The organism is Pseudomonas sp. p1(2021b), assembly GCF_020151015.1.
Taxonomy (GTDB): Bacteria; Pseudomonadota; Gammaproteobacteria; order Pseudomonadales; family Pseudomonadaceae; genus Aquipseudomonas; species Aquipseudomonas putida_K.
Genome location: NZ_CP083746.1, coordinates 3,251,629 through 3,267,846 on the forward strand (window position 1 = coordinate 3,251,629; position 16,218 = coordinate 3,267,846).

11 protein-coding genes are annotated in these 16,218 nt (G+C 63.8%); 10 read left to right on the forward strand and 1 reads right to left on the reverse strand.

From position 1 onward, the window contains the following. Nucleotides 1-371: 371 nt before the first annotated feature. The gene (gene fusA, locus K8374_RS15090) at nucleotides 372-2,486 is read left to right on the forward strand and encodes an elongation factor G (protein WP_224456241.1); all 2,115 of its coding nucleotides are present in this window, start codon (nucleotides 372-374) and stop codon (nucleotides 2,484-2,486) included. Nucleotides 2,487-2,725: 239 nt separating this feature from the next. Here the strand turns inward: fusA and K8374_RS15095 are convergent, their stop codons facing one another. Next, the gene (locus K8374_RS15095) at nucleotides 2,726-4,168 is read right to left on the reverse strand and encodes a SulP family inorganic anion transporter (RefSeq protein WP_224456242.1); all 1,443 of its coding nucleotides are present in this window, start codon (nucleotides 4,166-4,168) and stop codon (nucleotides 2,726-2,728) included. A 148-nt stretch (nucleotides 4,169-4,316) separates the two neighbouring features. Here K8374_RS15095 and K8374_RS15100 point away from each other — a divergent pair, with 148 nt between their 5' ends. The 9 genes from K8374_RS15100 (at nucleotide 4,317) to nuoH (ending at nucleotide 16,217) form a co-directional block, all read left to right on the forward strand. Beyond that, nucleotides 4,317-5,081 carry a secretin N-terminal domain-containing protein gene (locus K8374_RS15100; protein WP_224456243.1) on the forward strand — a complete coding sequence of 255 codons (765 nt, stop codon included), beginning with the start codon at nucleotides 4,317-4,319 and terminating at the stop codon, nucleotides 5,079-5,081. 485 nt (nucleotides 5,082-5,566) lie between these two features. Continuing rightward, nucleotides 5,567-6,892 carry an isocitrate lyase gene (gene aceA / locus K8374_RS15105; protein ID WP_084859163.1) on the forward strand — a complete coding sequence of 442 codons (1,326 nt, stop codon included), beginning with the start codon at nucleotides 5,567-5,569 and terminating at the stop codon, nucleotides 6,890-6,892. Nucleotides 6,893-7,536: 644 nt separating this feature from the next. Then, complete coding sequence (locus K8374_RS15110; RefSeq protein WP_043209159.1) at nucleotides 7,537-7,950, forward strand: NADH-quinone oxidoreductase subunit A; 414 nt, start codon at nucleotides 7,537-7,539, stop codon at nucleotides 7,948-7,950. Nucleotides 7,951-7,959: 9 nt separating this feature from the next. Beyond that, complete coding sequence (locus K8374_RS15115) at nucleotides 7,960-8,637, forward strand: NuoB/complex I 20 kDa subunit family protein (RefSeq protein WP_043209157.1); 678 nt, start codon at nucleotides 7,960-7,962, stop codon at nucleotides 8,635-8,637. 79 nt (nucleotides 8,638-8,716) lie between these two features. Continuing rightward, the gene (gene nuoC / locus K8374_RS15120; RefSeq protein ID WP_224456244.1) at nucleotides 8,717-10,498 is read left to right on the forward strand and encodes an NADH-quinone oxidoreductase subunit C/D; all 1,782 of its coding nucleotides are present in this window, start codon (nucleotides 8,717-8,719) and stop codon (nucleotides 10,496-10,498) included. A 2-nt stretch (nucleotides 10,499-10,500) separates the two neighbouring features. Beyond that, nucleotides 10,501-10,998 (forward strand): NADH-quinone oxidoreductase subunit NuoE, encoded by a 498-nt coding sequence (gene nuoE, locus K8374_RS15125; RefSeq protein WP_084859167.1) that lies wholly within the window; start codon nucleotides 10,501-10,503, stop codon nucleotides 10,996-10,998. After that, nucleotides 10,995-12,374, forward strand: coding sequence for an NADH-quinone oxidoreductase subunit NuoF (nuoF, locus tag K8374_RS15130; protein WP_224456245.1), 1,380 nt, complete (start codon nucleotides 10,995-10,997; stop codon nucleotides 12,372-12,374). The genes nuoE and nuoF overlap by 4 nt, the downstream gene beginning before the upstream one ends. A gap of 124 nt (nucleotides 12,375-12,498) precedes the next feature. Next, nucleotides 12,499-15,213 carry an NADH-quinone oxidoreductase subunit NuoG gene (gene nuoG, locus K8374_RS15135; protein WP_084859170.1) on the forward strand — a complete coding sequence of 905 codons (2,715 nt, stop codon included), beginning with the start codon at nucleotides 12,499-12,501 and terminating at the stop codon, nucleotides 15,211-15,213. Further along, a complete protein-coding gene (gene nuoH / locus K8374_RS15140) occupies nucleotides 15,210-16,217 on the forward strand; it encodes an NADH-quinone oxidoreductase subunit NuoH (protein WP_084859172.1) in 1,008 nt (335 codons plus the stop codon). The genes nuoG and nuoH overlap by 4 nt, the downstream gene beginning before the upstream one ends. The last annotated feature ends 1 nt before the right edge of the window (nucleotide 16,218 follow it).

Consider the following 16,218-nt stretch of genomic DNA (forward strand, 5'->3'; position numbering starts at 1 on the left):
CCGCCGGAAGCCGCCGTCTGCGGGAACGCCGAAGCGATGAACGGTGCGAAACGCTCAAGCCGGGTACTGGCCTGGGCAATATCGCCAGCCCCAGCGGCACATCGGGAGGGCCTGAGCGCTTGGGCTACAGCCGGGTTGAACCAGGCGACTGGCGCGTGGCGCGCCAGGTCGGCGATCAGCGGGTGCTGCCGGCACCACGTTTCAGCGGTATTGAAGGGCCATGAGCGACTCCAGCAGACCAGCGAACGTGCCCTGGATCAGGCGGCACATCCCCTCCGGCTTGGCAACCGTCGGATACTCCCCCAGGACCCCGTCAGGTTCGTCATCGTCTGCTACCTTGGGAGAACCCGTTCACCCACAGGTGACTGACCATGGCCCGCACGACCCCCATCGAGCTGTACCGTAATATCGGCATCGTCGCCCATGTCGACGCCGGCAAGACCACCACCACCGAACGCATCCTGTTCTACACCGGGGTCAACCACAAGATGGGCGAGGTCCATGACGGCGCCGCCACCATGGACTGGATGGCCCAGGAACAGGAGCGCGGCATCACCATCACTTCAGCGGCCACCACAGCCTTCTGGCAAGGCTCGACCAAGCAGTTCGCCGACAAGTACCGCTTCAACATCATCGACACCCCAGGCCACGTGGACTTCACCATCGAGGTGGAACGCTCGCTGCGCGTGCTCGACGGCGCGGTGGTGGTGTTCAGCGGCGCCGACGGGGTCGAACCGCAGTCCGAGACGGTCTGGCGCCAGGCCAACAAGTACCACGTCCCGCGCCTGGCCTACGTCAACAAGATGGACCGCCAGGGTGCCGACTTCCTGCGCGTGGTCAGGCAGATCGACCAACGCCTGGGCCACCATCCGGTGCCCATCCAGCTGGCCATCGGCAGCGAGGAGACCTTCGCCGGGCAGATCGACCTGGTGAAGATGAAGGCCATCTACTGGAACGATGCCGACCAGGGCACCAGCTACCGCGAAGAGGAGATTCCCGCCGAACTGCGCGCCCTGGCCGAGGAATGGCGTGCGCACATGGTCGAGGCCGCGGCCGAGGCCAACGACGAATTGACCATGAAGTTCCTTGACGGCGAAGAACTGAGCATCGACGAGATCAAGGCCGGCCTGCGCCAACGCACCCTGGCCAACCAGATCGTGCCGACCATCCTGGGTTCGTCATTCAAGAACAAGGGCGTGCCATTGATGCTCGACGCGGTGATCGACTATCTCCCCGCCCCCAGCGAAATTCCGGCGATCAAGGGTACCGACCCGGACGATGAGAGCAAGCACCTGGAGCGCCACGCCGACGACAACGAGCCGTTCTCGGCCCTGGCCTTCAAGATCGCCACCGACCCTTTCGTCGGCACCTTGACGTTCGCCCGGGTGTACTCCGGCGTGCTCAGCTCAGGCAACGCCGTGCTCAACTCGGTCAAGGGCAAGAAGGAGCGCATCGGCCGCATGGTGCAGATGCATGCCAACCAGCGCGCCGAGATCAAGGACGTGTGCGCTGGCGATATCGCCGCACTGATCGGCATGAAGGACGTGACCACCGGCGATACGCTGTGCGATATGGACAAGCCGATCATCCTCGAGCGCATGGACTTCCCCGACCCGGTGATCTCCGTGGCCGTCGAGCCCAAGACCAAGGCCGACCAGGAGAAGATGGGCATTGCCCTGGGCAAGCTGGCCCAGGAAGACCCGTCGTTCCGGGTCAAGACCGATGAAGAAACCGGGCAGACGATCATCTCCGGCATGGGCGAGCTGCACCTGGATATCATCGTCGACCGCATGAAACGCGAGTTCAACGTCGAGGCGAATATCGGCAAGCCGCAGGTGGCCTACCGTGAGAAGATCCGCAACACCTGCGAGATCGAGGGCCGGTTCGTGCGCCAGTCCGGCGGGCGCGGCCAGTATGGCCACTGCTGGATCCGCTTCGCCCCAGGCGACGAGGGCAAGGAAGGCCTGGAGTTCGTCAACGAGATCGTCGGTGGCGTGGTGCCGCGCGAGTACATCCCGGCGATCCAGAAAGGCATCGAGGAACAGATGAAGAACGGGGTGCTGGCCGGCTACCCGCTGATCAGCCTGAAGGCTGCGGTGTACGACGGCTCGTACCACGACGTCGACTCCAACGAGATGGCCTACAAGATCGCCGCATCGATGGCCACCAAGCAGCTGTCGCAAAAAGGTGGAGCGGTACTGCTGGAGCCGGTGATGAAGGTCGAGGTGGTGACCCCCGAGGAGTACCAGGGCGATATCCTCGGCGACCTGAGCCGGCGCCGGGGGATGATCCAGGACGGCGACGAGACACCGGCGGGCAAGGTGATCCGCGCCGAAGTACCGCTGGGCGAGATGTTTGGCTACGCCACCTCGATGCGCTCGATGACCCAGGGTCGGGCCAGTTTCTCGATGGAGTTCACCCGCTATGCCGAAGCGCCGGCGAGCATTGCCGATGCCATCTTGAAGAAGAATCGCGGGGAGTCATAAGGCGAGCGCTACGCGCTCGATTCGCGGGTAAACCCGCTCCCACAGAACAACGCAGGACCATTTGATTTGCTGCACCCTGTGGGAGCGGGCTTGTCCCGCGATTAGGCCGGACCCGATATCACCGTCGCCTGACAAGGGCTTCGCCCTTGATCGCGGGACAAGCCCGCTCCTACAGGGATCGCGAAATCCTGTGGGAGCGGGTTTACCCGCGAATGCATCAGGTCAGACAGTGCTGCTTGTCAGTGCTGCTCACCCGCCCGCTTGAGCAGCTTCTTGCAGCGTTCCGAAAGATGCACCACCCGCAGGTGCTTGCCCGCCTTGGCATAACGTTCGCGCAAGGTCTTCAGTGCCGCGATTGCCGAATAGTCCACGAAGCTCAGGTGCTTGCAGTCCAGGGTCACGCTGGCCGGGTCCTGCGCCGGGTCGAACTGGTTGAGAAACGGGGTGGTCGAGGCGAAGAACAGGGTGCCGTGCACTTGGTAGACCTTACCGCCTTCGTCATCGACATGGCTGTCGGCATACAGCTCGCGGGCGTGCTGCCAGGCGAAATTGATCGCCGCGATGACGATACCGAACAACACCGCGGCGGCCAGGTCGGTGAAGATCGTGACCACGGTCACCGCGATGATCGCCAGCACATCGCTCGCCGGCACCTTGTGCAGCACCCGCAGCGACGCCCAGGCGAAGGTCTGCTGGGCCACTACGAACATCACGCCCACCAGCGCCGCCAGCGGAATGCGCTCGATCAGCGGCGACAGGAACAGCACGAACAACAGGATCATCACCCCGGCCACCACGCCCGACAGCCGGCCCCGGCCATTGGAGCTGAGGTTGATCACGGTCTGGCCGATCATCGCACAACCGCCCATGCCGCCGCACAAGCCCGAGACCATGTTGGCCGCGCCCAGGGCTACGCATTCGCGATCTGGGTAGCCACGGCTCTCGGTGATCTCGTCGGTGAGGTTCAGGGTCAGCAGCGTTTCCAGCAGGCCGACCATGGCCATCAACACCGCATAGGGCCAGATGATCGTCAGGGTCTCCAAGCTCCAGGGCACCTGCGGCAACGCCAGCTGCGGCAGGCCGCCGGCGATGTGGGCCATGTCGCCGAGGGTGCGGGTCGGCAGGTCGAGCAGGTAGACCAGCAAGCCCACCCCCAGGATCGCGACCAGGGCCGGGGGCACGGCACGGGTCAGACGCGGCAGGACGTAGACCACCAGCATGGTCAGGGCCACCAGGCCGATCATCAGGTACAGAGGCGAGCCGCTGAGCCAGTGCTCGCCGTCCTTGAAGTGCTCGAGCTGGGCCAGGGCGATGACGATGGCCAGGCCGTTGACGAAGCCAAGCATCACCGGGTACGGCACCAGGCGCACCAGCTTGCCCAGGCGCAGCACACCGAACAGGATCATCACCACGCCACCGAGCAGGACCGTGGCCAGCAGGTACTGGGCACCGTGTTGTACCACCAGCGCGACGATGACCACGGCCATGGAGCCTGCGGCGCCGGAAATCATGCCCGGGCGGCCGCCGAACAGCGCCGTCAGGGTACAGATGATGAAAGCGCCATACAGGCCCATGAGCGGGTTGAGGTGGGCCACCAAGGCGAAGGCGATGCACTCGGGCACCAGGGCGAACGAGGTGGTCAGGCCGGCGAGCACGTCGGCGCGGAGTCGGGCAGGTTTCATGGGCATCCTGTGGTTTGCCCGGGCAGCAGGCCTGGGCGAAAATCGAGGGCGCGATGTTACGGAATTTGTCAGGAAGCGACCACACCCTGGATACCCGCTCACGGCCTGCGCCCATCCCGACCGGCAAATACTCGACAAATTTGCCATCATGATCATTCCACCCGCGGAGATCATGGATATGCCGCTACGCCCTCTCATCGCCTCCCTGCTGCTGGCCGCGAGCCTCAATGCGCTGGCCGCCACCGAAGTCCTGCCGCTGCAGCACCGCACCAGCGCCGAACTGCTGCCGACGGCCCAGTCGTTCCTGGGCAAGGATGGCACCGTCAGTGCCTTCGAGAACAAACTGATCGTCAATGCCAGCCCCGAGCGCATCGACGACCTGCGCACTCTGCTGCAGCAACTCGACACCGCGCCCAAGCGCCTGCTGATCAGCGTCGACAACGACGACAGCAACTTCCAGGACAACCACGGCAACGCCCGGGTCATCCAATACGGCACCAGCAACCGCGAAGGCGGCCTGCAACAGATACAGGCTAGCGAAGGCCAGCCGGCGCTGATCCAGGTGGGCCAGAGCATCCCCATCACAAGTACCAGCACCGACGGCTATGGCCGCATCCAGAGCGACACCGAATACCGCAATGTCACCCAGGGTTTCTACGTTACCCCGAGCCTGAGCGGTGATACGGTTCGTCTGCAAATAAGCACCAATAATGACCGACTGAGCAGCGAACGCCAGGATGTAGTAAAAGTCCAGAGCACCGACACGACGGTCACCGGCAAGCTCGGCGAATGGATCACCCTGGCCGGACACAACCAGCAGAGCCAGGCCGGACAAAGCGCCTCGGCCATCACCTACAGCACCCAGCGGGGTGAAAACATGACATTACGGGTCAAAGTCGACCTTCTGGAGTGATCCCAGGCAATTCAAGGCCTCGACCAAAGGCCTTGAAACTGACCGAAGAGTCTCATTAGACCAAAGATGTAGTAAGCGAAAAAAAGCACTACAAAACATTTGACAGGCACTTTTTCCCAAGGGCATGATGGCCTCGCTCCCGCTAATCAGAGGCCCTGGCAAGGGCCTTCGAGATGCGCTCCTCCCTACCCCTTGGAGGCGTCTCGTGTCCATACGGCCCACAAGGCGGTTCGACGGGATTGCGACTGCGACGAAGAAGTTGTCCCGAGGGACGGAAGCGCATCACCGCAGTAACCGGCAGTCCTGTCGTACCGCAGCAAGGCAACCACGAGCCGACCTGTAGTCACACCCTGCCCGCCTGCCCTCTTCCCCTTCGAGCCTCTCGTTCGCAAGCGCTTCCCGCTGGGCAGACAGCCGCTAGGTCTCTGACCGCGCCGAGCACAAGCACCTACTTCACAAGACTGATGCGACGAGGTTTTATTTCCATGGCACTGACACGCGAACAGCAAATTGCAGCCCTTGAGAAAGACTGGGCCGAGAACCCGCGCTGGAAAGGCGTGACCCGTACCTATACCGCCGCCGATGTCGTCCGCCTGCGTGGTTCCCTGCAGCCGGAACACACCTTCGCCCGCCAGGGTGCAGAAAAACTGTGGAAGCTGGTCACCGAAGGTGCCCACCCGTCCTTCCGCCCCGAGAAAGATTTCGTCAACTGCATGGGCGCCCTGACCGGCGGCCAGGCAGTCCAGCAGGTGAAGGCCGGCATCCAGGCCATCTACCTGTCCGGCTGGCAGGTGGCCGCCGACAACAACTCGGCCGAGTCCATGTACCCTGACCAGTCGCTGTACCCGGTCGACTCGGTGCCGACCGTGGTCAAGCGCATCAACAACGCCTTCCGCCGCGCCGACCAGATCCAGTGGAAAGCCGGCAAGAACCCAGGCGACGAAGGCTACATCGATTACTTCGCGCCGATCGTGGCAGACGCCGAGGCTGGTTTCGGCGGCGTACTGAACGCCTATGAACTGATGAAGAACATGATCGAGGCAGGCGCCGCCGGCGTGCACTTCGAAGACCAGCTGGCTTCGGTGAAAAAATGCGGCCATATGGGCGGCAAGGTCCTGGTACCGACCCAGGAAGCGGTGCAGAAGCTGGTTGCCGCACGCCTGGCAGCCGACGTCGCCGGCGTACCGACCATCATCCTGGCCCGTACCGACGCCAACGCCGCCGATCTGCTGACCAGCGACTGCGACCCGTACGACCAGCCGTTCGTGGTCGGCGAGCGCACCCGCGAAGGCTTCTACAAGGTGCGCGCCGGCCTCGACCAGGCCATCGCCCGCGGCCTGGCCTATGCCCCGTACGCCGACCTGATCTGGTGTGAAACCGCCAAGCCGGACCTGGACGAAGCCCGCCGCTTCGCCGAGGCGATCAAGAAGGAATACCCGGACCAGATCCTGTCGTACAACTGCTCGCCATCCTTCAACTGGAAGAAGAACCTGGACGACGCCACCATCGCCAAGTTCCAGCGCGAACTGTCGGCCATGGGCTACAAGCACCAGTTCATCACCCTGGCAGGCATCCACAACATGTGGCATGGCATGTTCAACCTGGCGCACGACTACGCCCGCAACGACATGACCGCCTACGTGAAGCTGCAGGAGCAGGAGTTCGCCGACGCGAGCAAGGGCTATACCTTCGTGGCGCACCAGCAGGAAGTCGGTACCGGCTACTTCGATGACATGACCACCGTGATCCAGGGGGGTGCGTCTTCGGTGACCGCGCTGACCGGCTCGACCGAGGAAGAGCAGTTCCACTGATAGCGAAGCGCTGATGAAGGCCCAGGGCTTGCGAAAGCCCTGGGCCTTTTTATTTCGGGTGTTATGGGAGCGGGCTTACCGACGATAAGGCCAGCGCAGCATCCCTGCGAATCGCGTCTATGCTTATGACTGTTCGCCACAAGAGCCCGCGCTCCGGTCGCGCCCTCCTATATATGCATCGACCAGCGGTCACGATTCAGCCCAGGCCGCTCAATCGATAAAGTGTTGACCTAGAGCGGTACAAAGGTTGTGCGCACCTGCTAGAACGAGACCCTTTCGCATTGGCAAGATGGGGCGCCGCTGAAATGAACTTTGCAAGCGCCAGGCCAAGTTAAAAATGGCAGAACACCTCAAATGATATTAATTATCATTACATAAGCAAGGTGTCGTTACGCCACGCAAGAAACATAATTAACAAAAGCGGCGGGAATGCCCGAAAATCAAGGGTTTCAGCCATTTACGAGTATTTTTGTTCTTAATCCTACGAATAAATTTGCCACAGAAATTTTACTTGCACTGGGTTTACCCATAAAATCAGCCCGATTGATTCAGCTGCGACATTTGGTCACTGCAACCGCGACACCGCGTCGCCGCTCTACTTATTTCAGACTGCAGAGCTGGGTCTCTGTATAAGGATTTCTAGCATGTCCGATTCGGTAGGACTCATCGCCCACAACTGGGGCTTTGCCATCTTCCTCCTGGGTGTCGTCGGCCTGTGTGCCTTCATGCTCGGCCTGTCCAGCCTGCTCGGCAGCAAGGCATGGGGCCGCGCCAAGAACGAACCCTTCGAATCCGGCATGCTGCCCGTCGGCAGCGCCCGCCTGCGCCTGTCCGCCAAATTCTATCTGGTCGCGATGCTGTTCGTGATCTTCGATATCGAAGCCCTATTCCTGTATGCATGGTCTGTGTCCGTCCGCGAAAGCGGCTGGACCGGATTCGTCGAAGCTCTCGTTTTCATTGCAATTCTGTTGGCTGGTCTTGTCTACCTATGGCGCGTCGGGGCGCTCGATTGGGCTCCCGAAGGTCGCCGCAAGCGGCAAGCGAAGCTGAAACAATGAGGCTTTGGCATGCAATACAATCTCACCAGAATCGATCCGGATGCGCCCAACGAGCAGTATCCTGTCGGTGAACGGGAAACCGTCACCGATCAGCTGCTAGAGGACCAGGTCCACAAGAACATCTTCATGGGCAAGCTCGAAGATGTGCTGCGTGGCGCGGTCAACTGGGGTCGCAAGAACTCCCTCTGGCCGTACAACTTCGGCCTGTCCTGCTGCTATGTGGAAATGACCACGGCGTTCACGGCACCCCACGACATCGCCCGCTTCGGCGCCGAGGTCATCCGGGCTTCGCCGCGTCAGGCCGACTTCATGGTCGTCGCTGGCACCTGCTTCATCAAGATGGCGCCGATCATCCAGCGCCTCTACGAACAGATGCTCGAACCCAAGTGGGTGATCTCCATGGGCTCGTGCGCCAACTCCGGCGGCATGTACGACATTTACTCGGTCGTTCAGGGGGTCGACAAGTTCCTCCCCGTGGATGTCTACGTGCCTGGCTGCCCGCCTCGCCCCGAAGCCTTCCTGCAGGGCCTGATGCTGCTGCAGGAGTCGATCGGCCAGGAGCGACGCCCGCTTTCCTGGGTCGTCGGTGATCAAGGCATTTACCGTGCCGAGATGCCCGCCCAGAAAGACCTGCGTCGTGAACAGCGCATCCAGGTCACCAACCTGCGCAGCCCCGACGAAGTCTGATCCAGCGACATGCCGCCCGTTCCGGAAGGAGCCGGCGGCCTGGCTTCATTCTCTACGTTGACTCAAAGCGACCGAGACCATGACAGCGGACACCGCTATTTATATTCCGCCTTACAAGGCTGACGACCAGGATGTGGTCGTCGAACTGCACAACCGTTTTGGCGCCGACGCTTTCGTCGCCCAGGAAACCCGCACCGGTATGCCGGTCCTGTGGGTGAACCGCGCCCAGCTCAAAGATGTCCTCTCCTTCCTGCGCAACGTCGCCAAGCCGTACAGCATGCTGTTCGACCTGCATGGCGTCGACGAGCGCCTGCGTACCCAGCGCCGCGGCCTGCCGGCTGCCGACTTCAGCGTGTTCTACCACCTGCTGTCGGTCGAGCGTAACAGCGACGTGATGATCAAGGTCGCCTTGAGCGAAGGCGACCTGAACCTGCCGTCGGTCACCGGTATCTGGCCCAACGCCAACTGGTACGAACGCGAAGTCTGGGACATGTTCGGCATCGACTTCGCCGGCCACCCGCACCTGTCGCGCATCCTCATGCCGCCGACCTGGGAAGGCCACCCGCTGCGCAAGGACTTCCCGGCGCGCGCCACCGAGTTCGACCCGTACAGCCTGAACCTGGCCAAGCAGCAGCTCGAAGAGGAATCGGCACGCTTCAACCCCGAAGCCTGGGGCATGAAGCGCCATGGCGCCAACGAGGACTACATGTTCCTCAACCTGGGCCCCAACCACCCTTCCGCCCACGGTGCCTTCCGGATCGTCCTGCAGCTGGACGGCGAAGAGATCGTCGACTGCGTCCCGGACATCGGCTACCACCACCGTGGTGCCGAGAAGATGGCCGAGCGCCAGTCCTGGCACAGCTTCATCCCCTACACCGACCGTATCGACTACCTCGGCGGGGTGATGAACAACCTGCCGTACGTGCTGGCCGTCGAGAAGCTGGCCGGCATCAAGGTGCCGCAGAAAGTCGACACCATCCGCGTCATGCTGGCCGAGTTCTTCCGGATCACCAGCCACCTGCTGTTCCTGGGCACCTACATCCAGGACGTCGGCGCCATGACCCCGGTGTTCTTCACCTTCACCGACCGCCAGCGCGCCTACACCGTGATCGAAGCGATCACCGGTTTCCGCCTGCACCCGGCCTGGTACCGCATCGGTGGCGTCGCGCACGACCTGCCGCGCGGCTGGGACAAGCTGGTCAAGGACTTCGTCGAGTGGCTGCCCAAGCGCCTGGACGAGTACGAAAAGGCTGCGCTCAAGAACAGCATTCTCAAGGGCCGTACCATCGGCGTTGCCGCGTACAACACCAAGGAGGCCCTGGCGTGGGGTACCACCGGTGCCGGCCTGCGTGCCACCGGTTGCGACTTCGACCTGCGTAAAGCCCGCCCCTACTCCGGCTACGAGAACTTCGAGTTCGAAGTACCGCTGGCCCACAACGGCGATGCCTACGATCGCTGCATGGTCCGCGTCGAGGAGATGCGCCAGAGTATCCGCATCATCGACCAGTGCCTGCGCAACATGCCGGAAGGCCCGTACAAGGCGGACCACCCGCTGACCACGCCGCCACCGAAAGAGCGCACCCTGCAGCACATCGAGACCTTGATCACCCACTTCCTGCAGGTCTCGTGGGGCCCGGTCATGCCGGCCAACGAGTCGTTCCAGATGATCGAGGCGACCAAGGGCATCAACAGTTACTACCTGACGAGCGATGGCGGCACCATGAGCTACCGCACCCGGATCCGTACCCCGAGCTACCCGCACCTGCAACAGATCCCTTCGGTGATCAAAGGCAGCATGGTCGCGGACCTCATTGCGTACCTGGGCAGTATCGACTTCGTTATGGCTGACGTGGACCGCTAAGCATGAACAGCACGCTTATCCAAACCGACCGTTTCGTCCTGAGCGAAACCGAGCGCTCGGCCATCGAGCACGAGATGCACCACTACGAGGACCCGCGCGCGGCGTCCATCGAGGCCTTGAAGATCGTCCAGAAGGAACGTGGCTGGGTACCGGACGGCGCCATCTACGCCATCGGCGAAGTGCTCGGCATCCCGGCCAGCGACGTCGAAGGCGTGGCCACCTTCTACAGCCAGATCTTCCGCCAGCCGGTCGGCCGCCACATCATCCGTGTCTGTGACAGCATGGTCTGCTACATCGGCGGCCACGAGTCGGTGGTCAGCCAGATCCAGAGCGAGCTGGGCATCGGCCTGGGCCAGACCACGGCCGACGGGCGCTTCACCCTGCTGCCGGTGTGCTGCCTGGGCAACTGCGACAAGGCTCCGGCCCTGATGATCGACGACGACACCTTTGGCGACGTGCAGCCAGCCGGCGTTGCCAAATTGCTGGAGGGCTACGTATGACCATCACTTCCTTCGGCCCGGCCAACCGCATTGCGCGTTCGGCTGAAACCCACCCGCTGACCTGGCGCCTGCGTGACGACGGCGAGCCGATCTGGCTCGAGGAATACCAGGCCAAGAACGGCTATGCCGCCGCCCGCAAGGCGCTGGCGCAGATGTCCGCGGACGACATCGTGCAGAGCGTCAAGGACTCCGGTCTCAAAGGCCGCGGCGGCGCAGGCTTCCCCACTGGCGTGAAGTGGGGCCTGATGCCCAAGGACGAATCCCTGAACATCCGCTACCTGTTGTGCAACGCGGACGAGATGGAGCCCAACACCTGGAAGGACCGCATGCTGATGGAGCAACAGCCCCATCTGCTGGTCGAGGGCATGCTGATCAGCGCCCGCGCCCTGAAGGCCTACCGTGGCTACATCTTCCTGCGTGGCGAATACACCACCGCGGCGAAGCACCTCAACCGCGCCATCGAGGAAGCCAAGGCCGCAGGCCTGCTGGGCAAGAACATCCTCGGCAGCGGCTTTGACTTCGAGCTGTTCGTGCACACCGGTGCCGGGCGCTACATCTGCGGTGAAGAAACCGCACTGATCAACTCCCTGGAAGGCCGCCGCGCCAACCCGCGCTCCAAGCCGCCCTTCCCTGCCGCCGTCGGCGTGTGGGGCAAGCCGACCTGTGTGAACAACGTCGAAACCCTGTGCAACGTCCCGGCCATCGTCGCCAACGGCAACGACTGGTACAAGTCGCTCGCCCGCGAAGGCAGCGAGGACCACGGCACCAAGCTGATGGGCTTCTCCGGCAAGGTGAAGAACCCGGGCCTGTGGGAACTGCCATTCGGCGTCACCGCCCGCGAGCTGTTCGAGGACTACGCCGGCGGCATGCGCGACGGCTACAAGCTCAAGTGCTGGCAGCCTGGCGGCGCCGGTACCGGCTTCCTGCTGCCTGAGCACCTGGATGCGCAGATGTACGCCGGTGGCATCGCCAAGGTCGGCACCCGTATGGGTACAGGCCTGGCCATGGCGGTCGACGACAGCGTCAACATGGTCTCGCTGCTGCGCAACATGGAAGAGTTCTTTGCACGTGAGTCCTGCGGCTGGTGCACCCCGTGCCGCGACGGCCTGCCCTGGAGCGTGAAGATGCTGCGCGCCCTGGAGAAAGGCCAGGGCCGCGCCGAAGACATCGAGACCCTGCTGGGTCTGGTCAACTTCCTCGGCCCAGGCCGCACCTTCTGCGCCCACGCACCGGGCGCCGTGGAGCCACTGGGCAGCGCCATCAAGTACTTCCGCTCGGAATTCGAGGCCGGTGTCGCTCCAGCCGCGGCTGGCGACGCCCTGCGCCCGAACCTGGCAAAGCCAATCCCGGCCGGGCCGGTCGTGGTCGGCGCATAACAAGATGAAACGCGGATGGCCCATGCCATCCGCTCGCCGGCAGGCTCGCCCAAGCGCGCGCCGCAGGCACACCGATTTCCATTAGCCACGCCCGCTCACGCGGGCCAACGAAGAACTTTGAACCATGGCCACTATCCACGTAGACGGCAAAGCGCTCGAAGTCAACGGTGCAGACAACCTGTTACAGGCCTGTCTGTCGCTCGGCCTCGACATCCCCTATTTCTGCTGGCACCCGGCGCTCGGTAGCGTCGGCGCCTGCCGGCAATGTGCGGTCAAGCAGTACACAGACGAGAACGACACCCGTGGTCGTATCGTCATGTCCTGCATGACCCCTGCCTCCGACGGCACCTGGATCTCCATCGATGATGAAGAGTCCAAGGCGTTCCGCGCCAGCGTCGTCGAATGGCTGATGACCAACCACCCGCACGACTGCCCGGTGTGCGAGGAAGGCGGCCACTGCCACTTGCAGGACATGACGGTAATGACCGGCCACAACGAGCGCCGCTACCGTTTCACCAAGCGAACCCACCAGAACCAGGACCTCGGCCCGTTCATCGCCCACGAGATGAACCGCTGCATCGCCTGCTACCGCTGCGTGCGCTACTACAAGGACTACGCCGGCGGCACCGACCTGGGTGTCTATGGTGCCCACGACAACGTGTACTTCGGTCGCGTCGAGGACGGCGTGCTGGAGAGCGAATTCTCCGGCAACCTGACCGAGGTCTGCCCGACCGGTGTGTTCACCGACAAGACCCACTCCGAGCGCTACAACCGCAAGTGGGACATGCAGTTCGCCCCGAGCATCTGCCATGGCTGCTCCAGCGGCTGCAACATCAGCCCCGGTGAGCGCTACGGCGAGCTGCGCCGCGTCGAGAACCGCTTCAACGGTTCGGTCAACCAGTATTTCCTGTGCGACCGCGGCCGCTTCGGCTATGGCTACGTCAACCGCACCGACCGCCCGCGCCAGCCACATCTGGCCGATGGCACCAAGCTGGGCCTGGACGCTGCCCTGGACAAGGCCGCCGACCTGCTGCGCGGCCGTACCATCGTCGGCATCGGCTCGCCGCGCGCGAGCCTCGAGAGCAACTACGGCCTGCGCGAGCTGGTCGGCGCCGACTACTTCTACTCGGGTATGGAAGCCGGCGAACTGGCCCGCGTACGCCTGGTCCTGGACGTGCTGAACAACAGCCCGCTGCCGGTCCCGACCCTGCGCGACATCGAAGACCACGACGCCGTGTTCGTGCTCGGTGAAGACCTGACCCAGACCGCCGCCCGCGTCGCCCTGGCCGTGCGCCAGGCCACCAAGGGCAAGGCCGAGGCCATGGCTGACGCCATGCGCGTACAGCCTTGGCTCGACGCCGCGGTGAAGAACATCGGCCAGCACGCGCTGTACCCGCTGTTCATCGCCAGCCTGGCTGAAACCAAGCTGGACGACGTCGCCGAGGAGTGCGTGCACGCCGCCCCCGCCGACCTCGCCCGCCTGGGCTTCGCCGTGGCCCATGCCATCGACCCGAGCGCGCCTGCCGTTGCCGGCCTGGACGACGAAGCCAAGGCCCTGGCCCAGCGCATCGCCGACGCCCTGGTCGCCGCCAACCGGCCATTGGTGGTCGCCGGTACTTCCCTGGCCGACCCTGCACTGATCGAAGCCGCCGCCAACATCGCCAAGGCCCTGAAGCTGCGCGAGAAGAACGGCTCGCTGAGCCTGGTCGTGCCTGAGGCCAACAGCCTCGGCATGGCCATGATGGGCGGTGAGTCCGTCGACGCCGCGCTGGACGCCGTCATCAGCGGCAAGGCCGACGCCATCGTGGTGTTGGAGAACGACCTGTACGCCCGCGTACCGGCCGCCAAGGTCGACGCAGCCCTGGCTGCGGCCAAGGTAGTGATCGTCGCCGACCACTCCAAGACCCCGACCGTCGACCGCGCCCACCTGGTGCTGCCGGCCGCCACCTTCGCCGAAGGCGACGGCACCCTGGTCAGCCAGGAAGGCCGTGCCCAGCGCTTCTTCCAGGTGTTCGACCCGCAGTACCTGGACAGCAGCATCCTGGTCCACGAAGGCTGGCGTTGGATGCACGCCCTGCGTGCCACCCTGCTGAACAAGCCGGTCGACTGGACCCAGCTCGACCAGGTCACCAGCGCCTGCGCCGAGGTCGCGCCGCAGCTGGCCGGCATCGTCAATGCCGCGCCAAGCGCTGCGTTCCGCATCAAGGGCCTGAAGCTGGCCCGTGAGCCACTGCGCTACTCCGGCCGCACCGCCATGCGCGCCAACATCAGCGTGCACGAGCCGCGCACCCCGCAGGACAAGGACACCGCCTTCGCCTTCTCCATGGAAGGCTACTCGGGCAGCGCCGAACCGCGCCAGCAGGTACCGTTCGCCTGGTCCCCGGGCTGGAACTCGCCCCAGGCCTGGAACAAGTTCCAGGACGAGGTCGGTGGCCACCTGCGCGCCGGCGACCCGGGTGTACGCCTGATCGAGTCGCAGGGCGATCGCCTGAACTGGTTCACTGCCATCCCGGGCGCCTTCAACCCGGCCCGCGGCACCTGGACTGCCGTGCCGTTCTACCACCTGTTCGGCAGCGAGGAATCCTCCTCCCGCGCAGCCCCGGTACAGGAGCGCATCCCGGCCGCCTACGTGGCCCTGGCCAAGTCCGAGGCCGACCGCCTGGGCGTCAACGACGGTGCCCTGCTGAGCCTGAACGTGGCCGGCGTGTCTCTGCGCCTGCCGCTGCGCATCAATGAACAGCTGGGCGCAGGCCTGGTCGCCCTGCCGAAAGGCCTGGCCGGTATTCCGCCAGCCATCTTCGGCGCATCCGTCGAAGGCCTGCAGGAGGCAGCACAATGAGCTGGTTCACCCCCGAAGTGATCGATGTGATCCTCACCGTCGTCCGGGCCATCGTGGTCCTGCTGGCGGTGGTGGTCTGCGGCGCGCTGCTCAGCTTCGTCGAACGCCGCCTGCTGGGCTGGTGGCAGGACCGCTACGGTCCGAACCGTGTCGGCCCGTTCGGCATGTTCCAGATCGCTGCCGACATGCTGAAGATGTTCTTCAAGGAAGACTGGAACCCGCCCTTCGTCGATCGCATGATCTTCACCCTGGCACCGGTGGTGGCCATGAGCGCCCTGCTGATCGCCTTCGTGATCATCCCGATCACCCCGCTGTGGGGCGTGGCGGACCTGAACATCGGCCTGTTGTTCTTCTTCGCCATGGCGGGTCTGTCGGTGTACGCCGTGCTGTTCGCCGGCTGGTCGTCGAACAACAAGTACGCCCTGCTCGGCAGCCTGCGTGCCTCGGCCCAGACCGTGTCGTACGAAGTGTTCCTGGGCCTTGCGCTGATGGGCGTGGTGGTCCAGGCCGGCTCGTTCAACATGCGCGACATCGTCGACTACCAGGCGCAGAACCTGTGGTTCATCATTCCGCAGTTCTTCGGCTTCTGCACCTTCTTCATCGCTGGCGTCGCCGTGACCCACCGTCACCCGTTCGACCAGCCAGAAGCGGAACAGGAACTGGCCGACGGCTACCACATCGAATATGCCGGCATGAAATGGGGCATGTTCTTCGTCGGTGAGTACATCGGCATCATCCTGATCTCGGCGCTGCTGGTGACCCTGTTCTTCGGCGGCTGGCACGGCCCGTTCGGCCTGCTGCCACAGGTTCCGTTCCTGTGGTTCGCCCTCAAGACCGCATTCTTCATCATGCTGTTCATCCTGCTGCGCGCCTCGATTCCGCGCCCACGCTATGACCAGGTGATGGACTTCAGCTGGAAGTTCTGCCTGCCGCTGACCCTGATCAATTTGCTGGTGACCGCTGCGATCGTGCTCTACAACACGCCAGCCGTCGCGGCCCAGTGAG

Coding starts and splice junctions, on each gene's coding strand:
- fusA (WP_224456241.1), top strand. CDS start 372: ATGGCCCGCACGACCCCCATCGAGCTGTACCGTAATATCGGCATCGTC.
- K8374_RS15095 (WP_224456242.1), bottom strand. CDS start 4,168: ATGAAACCTGCCCGACTCCGCGCCGACGTGCTCGCCGGCCTGACCACC.
- K8374_RS15100 (WP_224456243.1), top strand. CDS start 4,317: ATGATCATTCCACCCGCGGAGATCATGGATATGCCGCTACGCCCTCTC.
- aceA (WP_084859163.1), top strand. CDS start 5,567: ATGGCACTGACACGCGAACAGCAAATTGCAGCCCTTGAGAAAGACTGG.
- K8374_RS15110 (WP_043209159.1), top strand. CDS start 7,537: ATGTCCGATTCGGTAGGACTCATCGCCCACAACTGGGGCTTTGCCATC.
- K8374_RS15115 (WP_043209157.1), top strand. CDS start 7,960: ATGCAATACAATCTCACCAGAATCGATCCGGATGCGCCCAACGAGCAG.
- nuoC (WP_224456244.1), top strand. CDS start 8,717: ATGACAGCGGACACCGCTATTTATATTCCGCCTTACAAGGCTGACGAC.
- nuoE (WP_084859167.1), top strand. CDS start 10,501: ATGAACAGCACGCTTATCCAAACCGACCGTTTCGTCCTGAGCGAAACC.
- nuoF (WP_224456245.1), top strand. CDS start 10,995: ATGACCATCACTTCCTTCGGCCCGGCCAACCGCATTGCGCGTTCGGCT.
- nuoG (WP_084859170.1), top strand. CDS start 12,499: ATGGCCACTATCCACGTAGACGGCAAAGCGCTCGAAGTCAACGGTGCA.
- nuoH (WP_084859172.1), top strand. CDS start 15,210: ATGAGCTGGTTCACCCCCGAAGTGATCGATGTGATCCTCACCGTCGTC.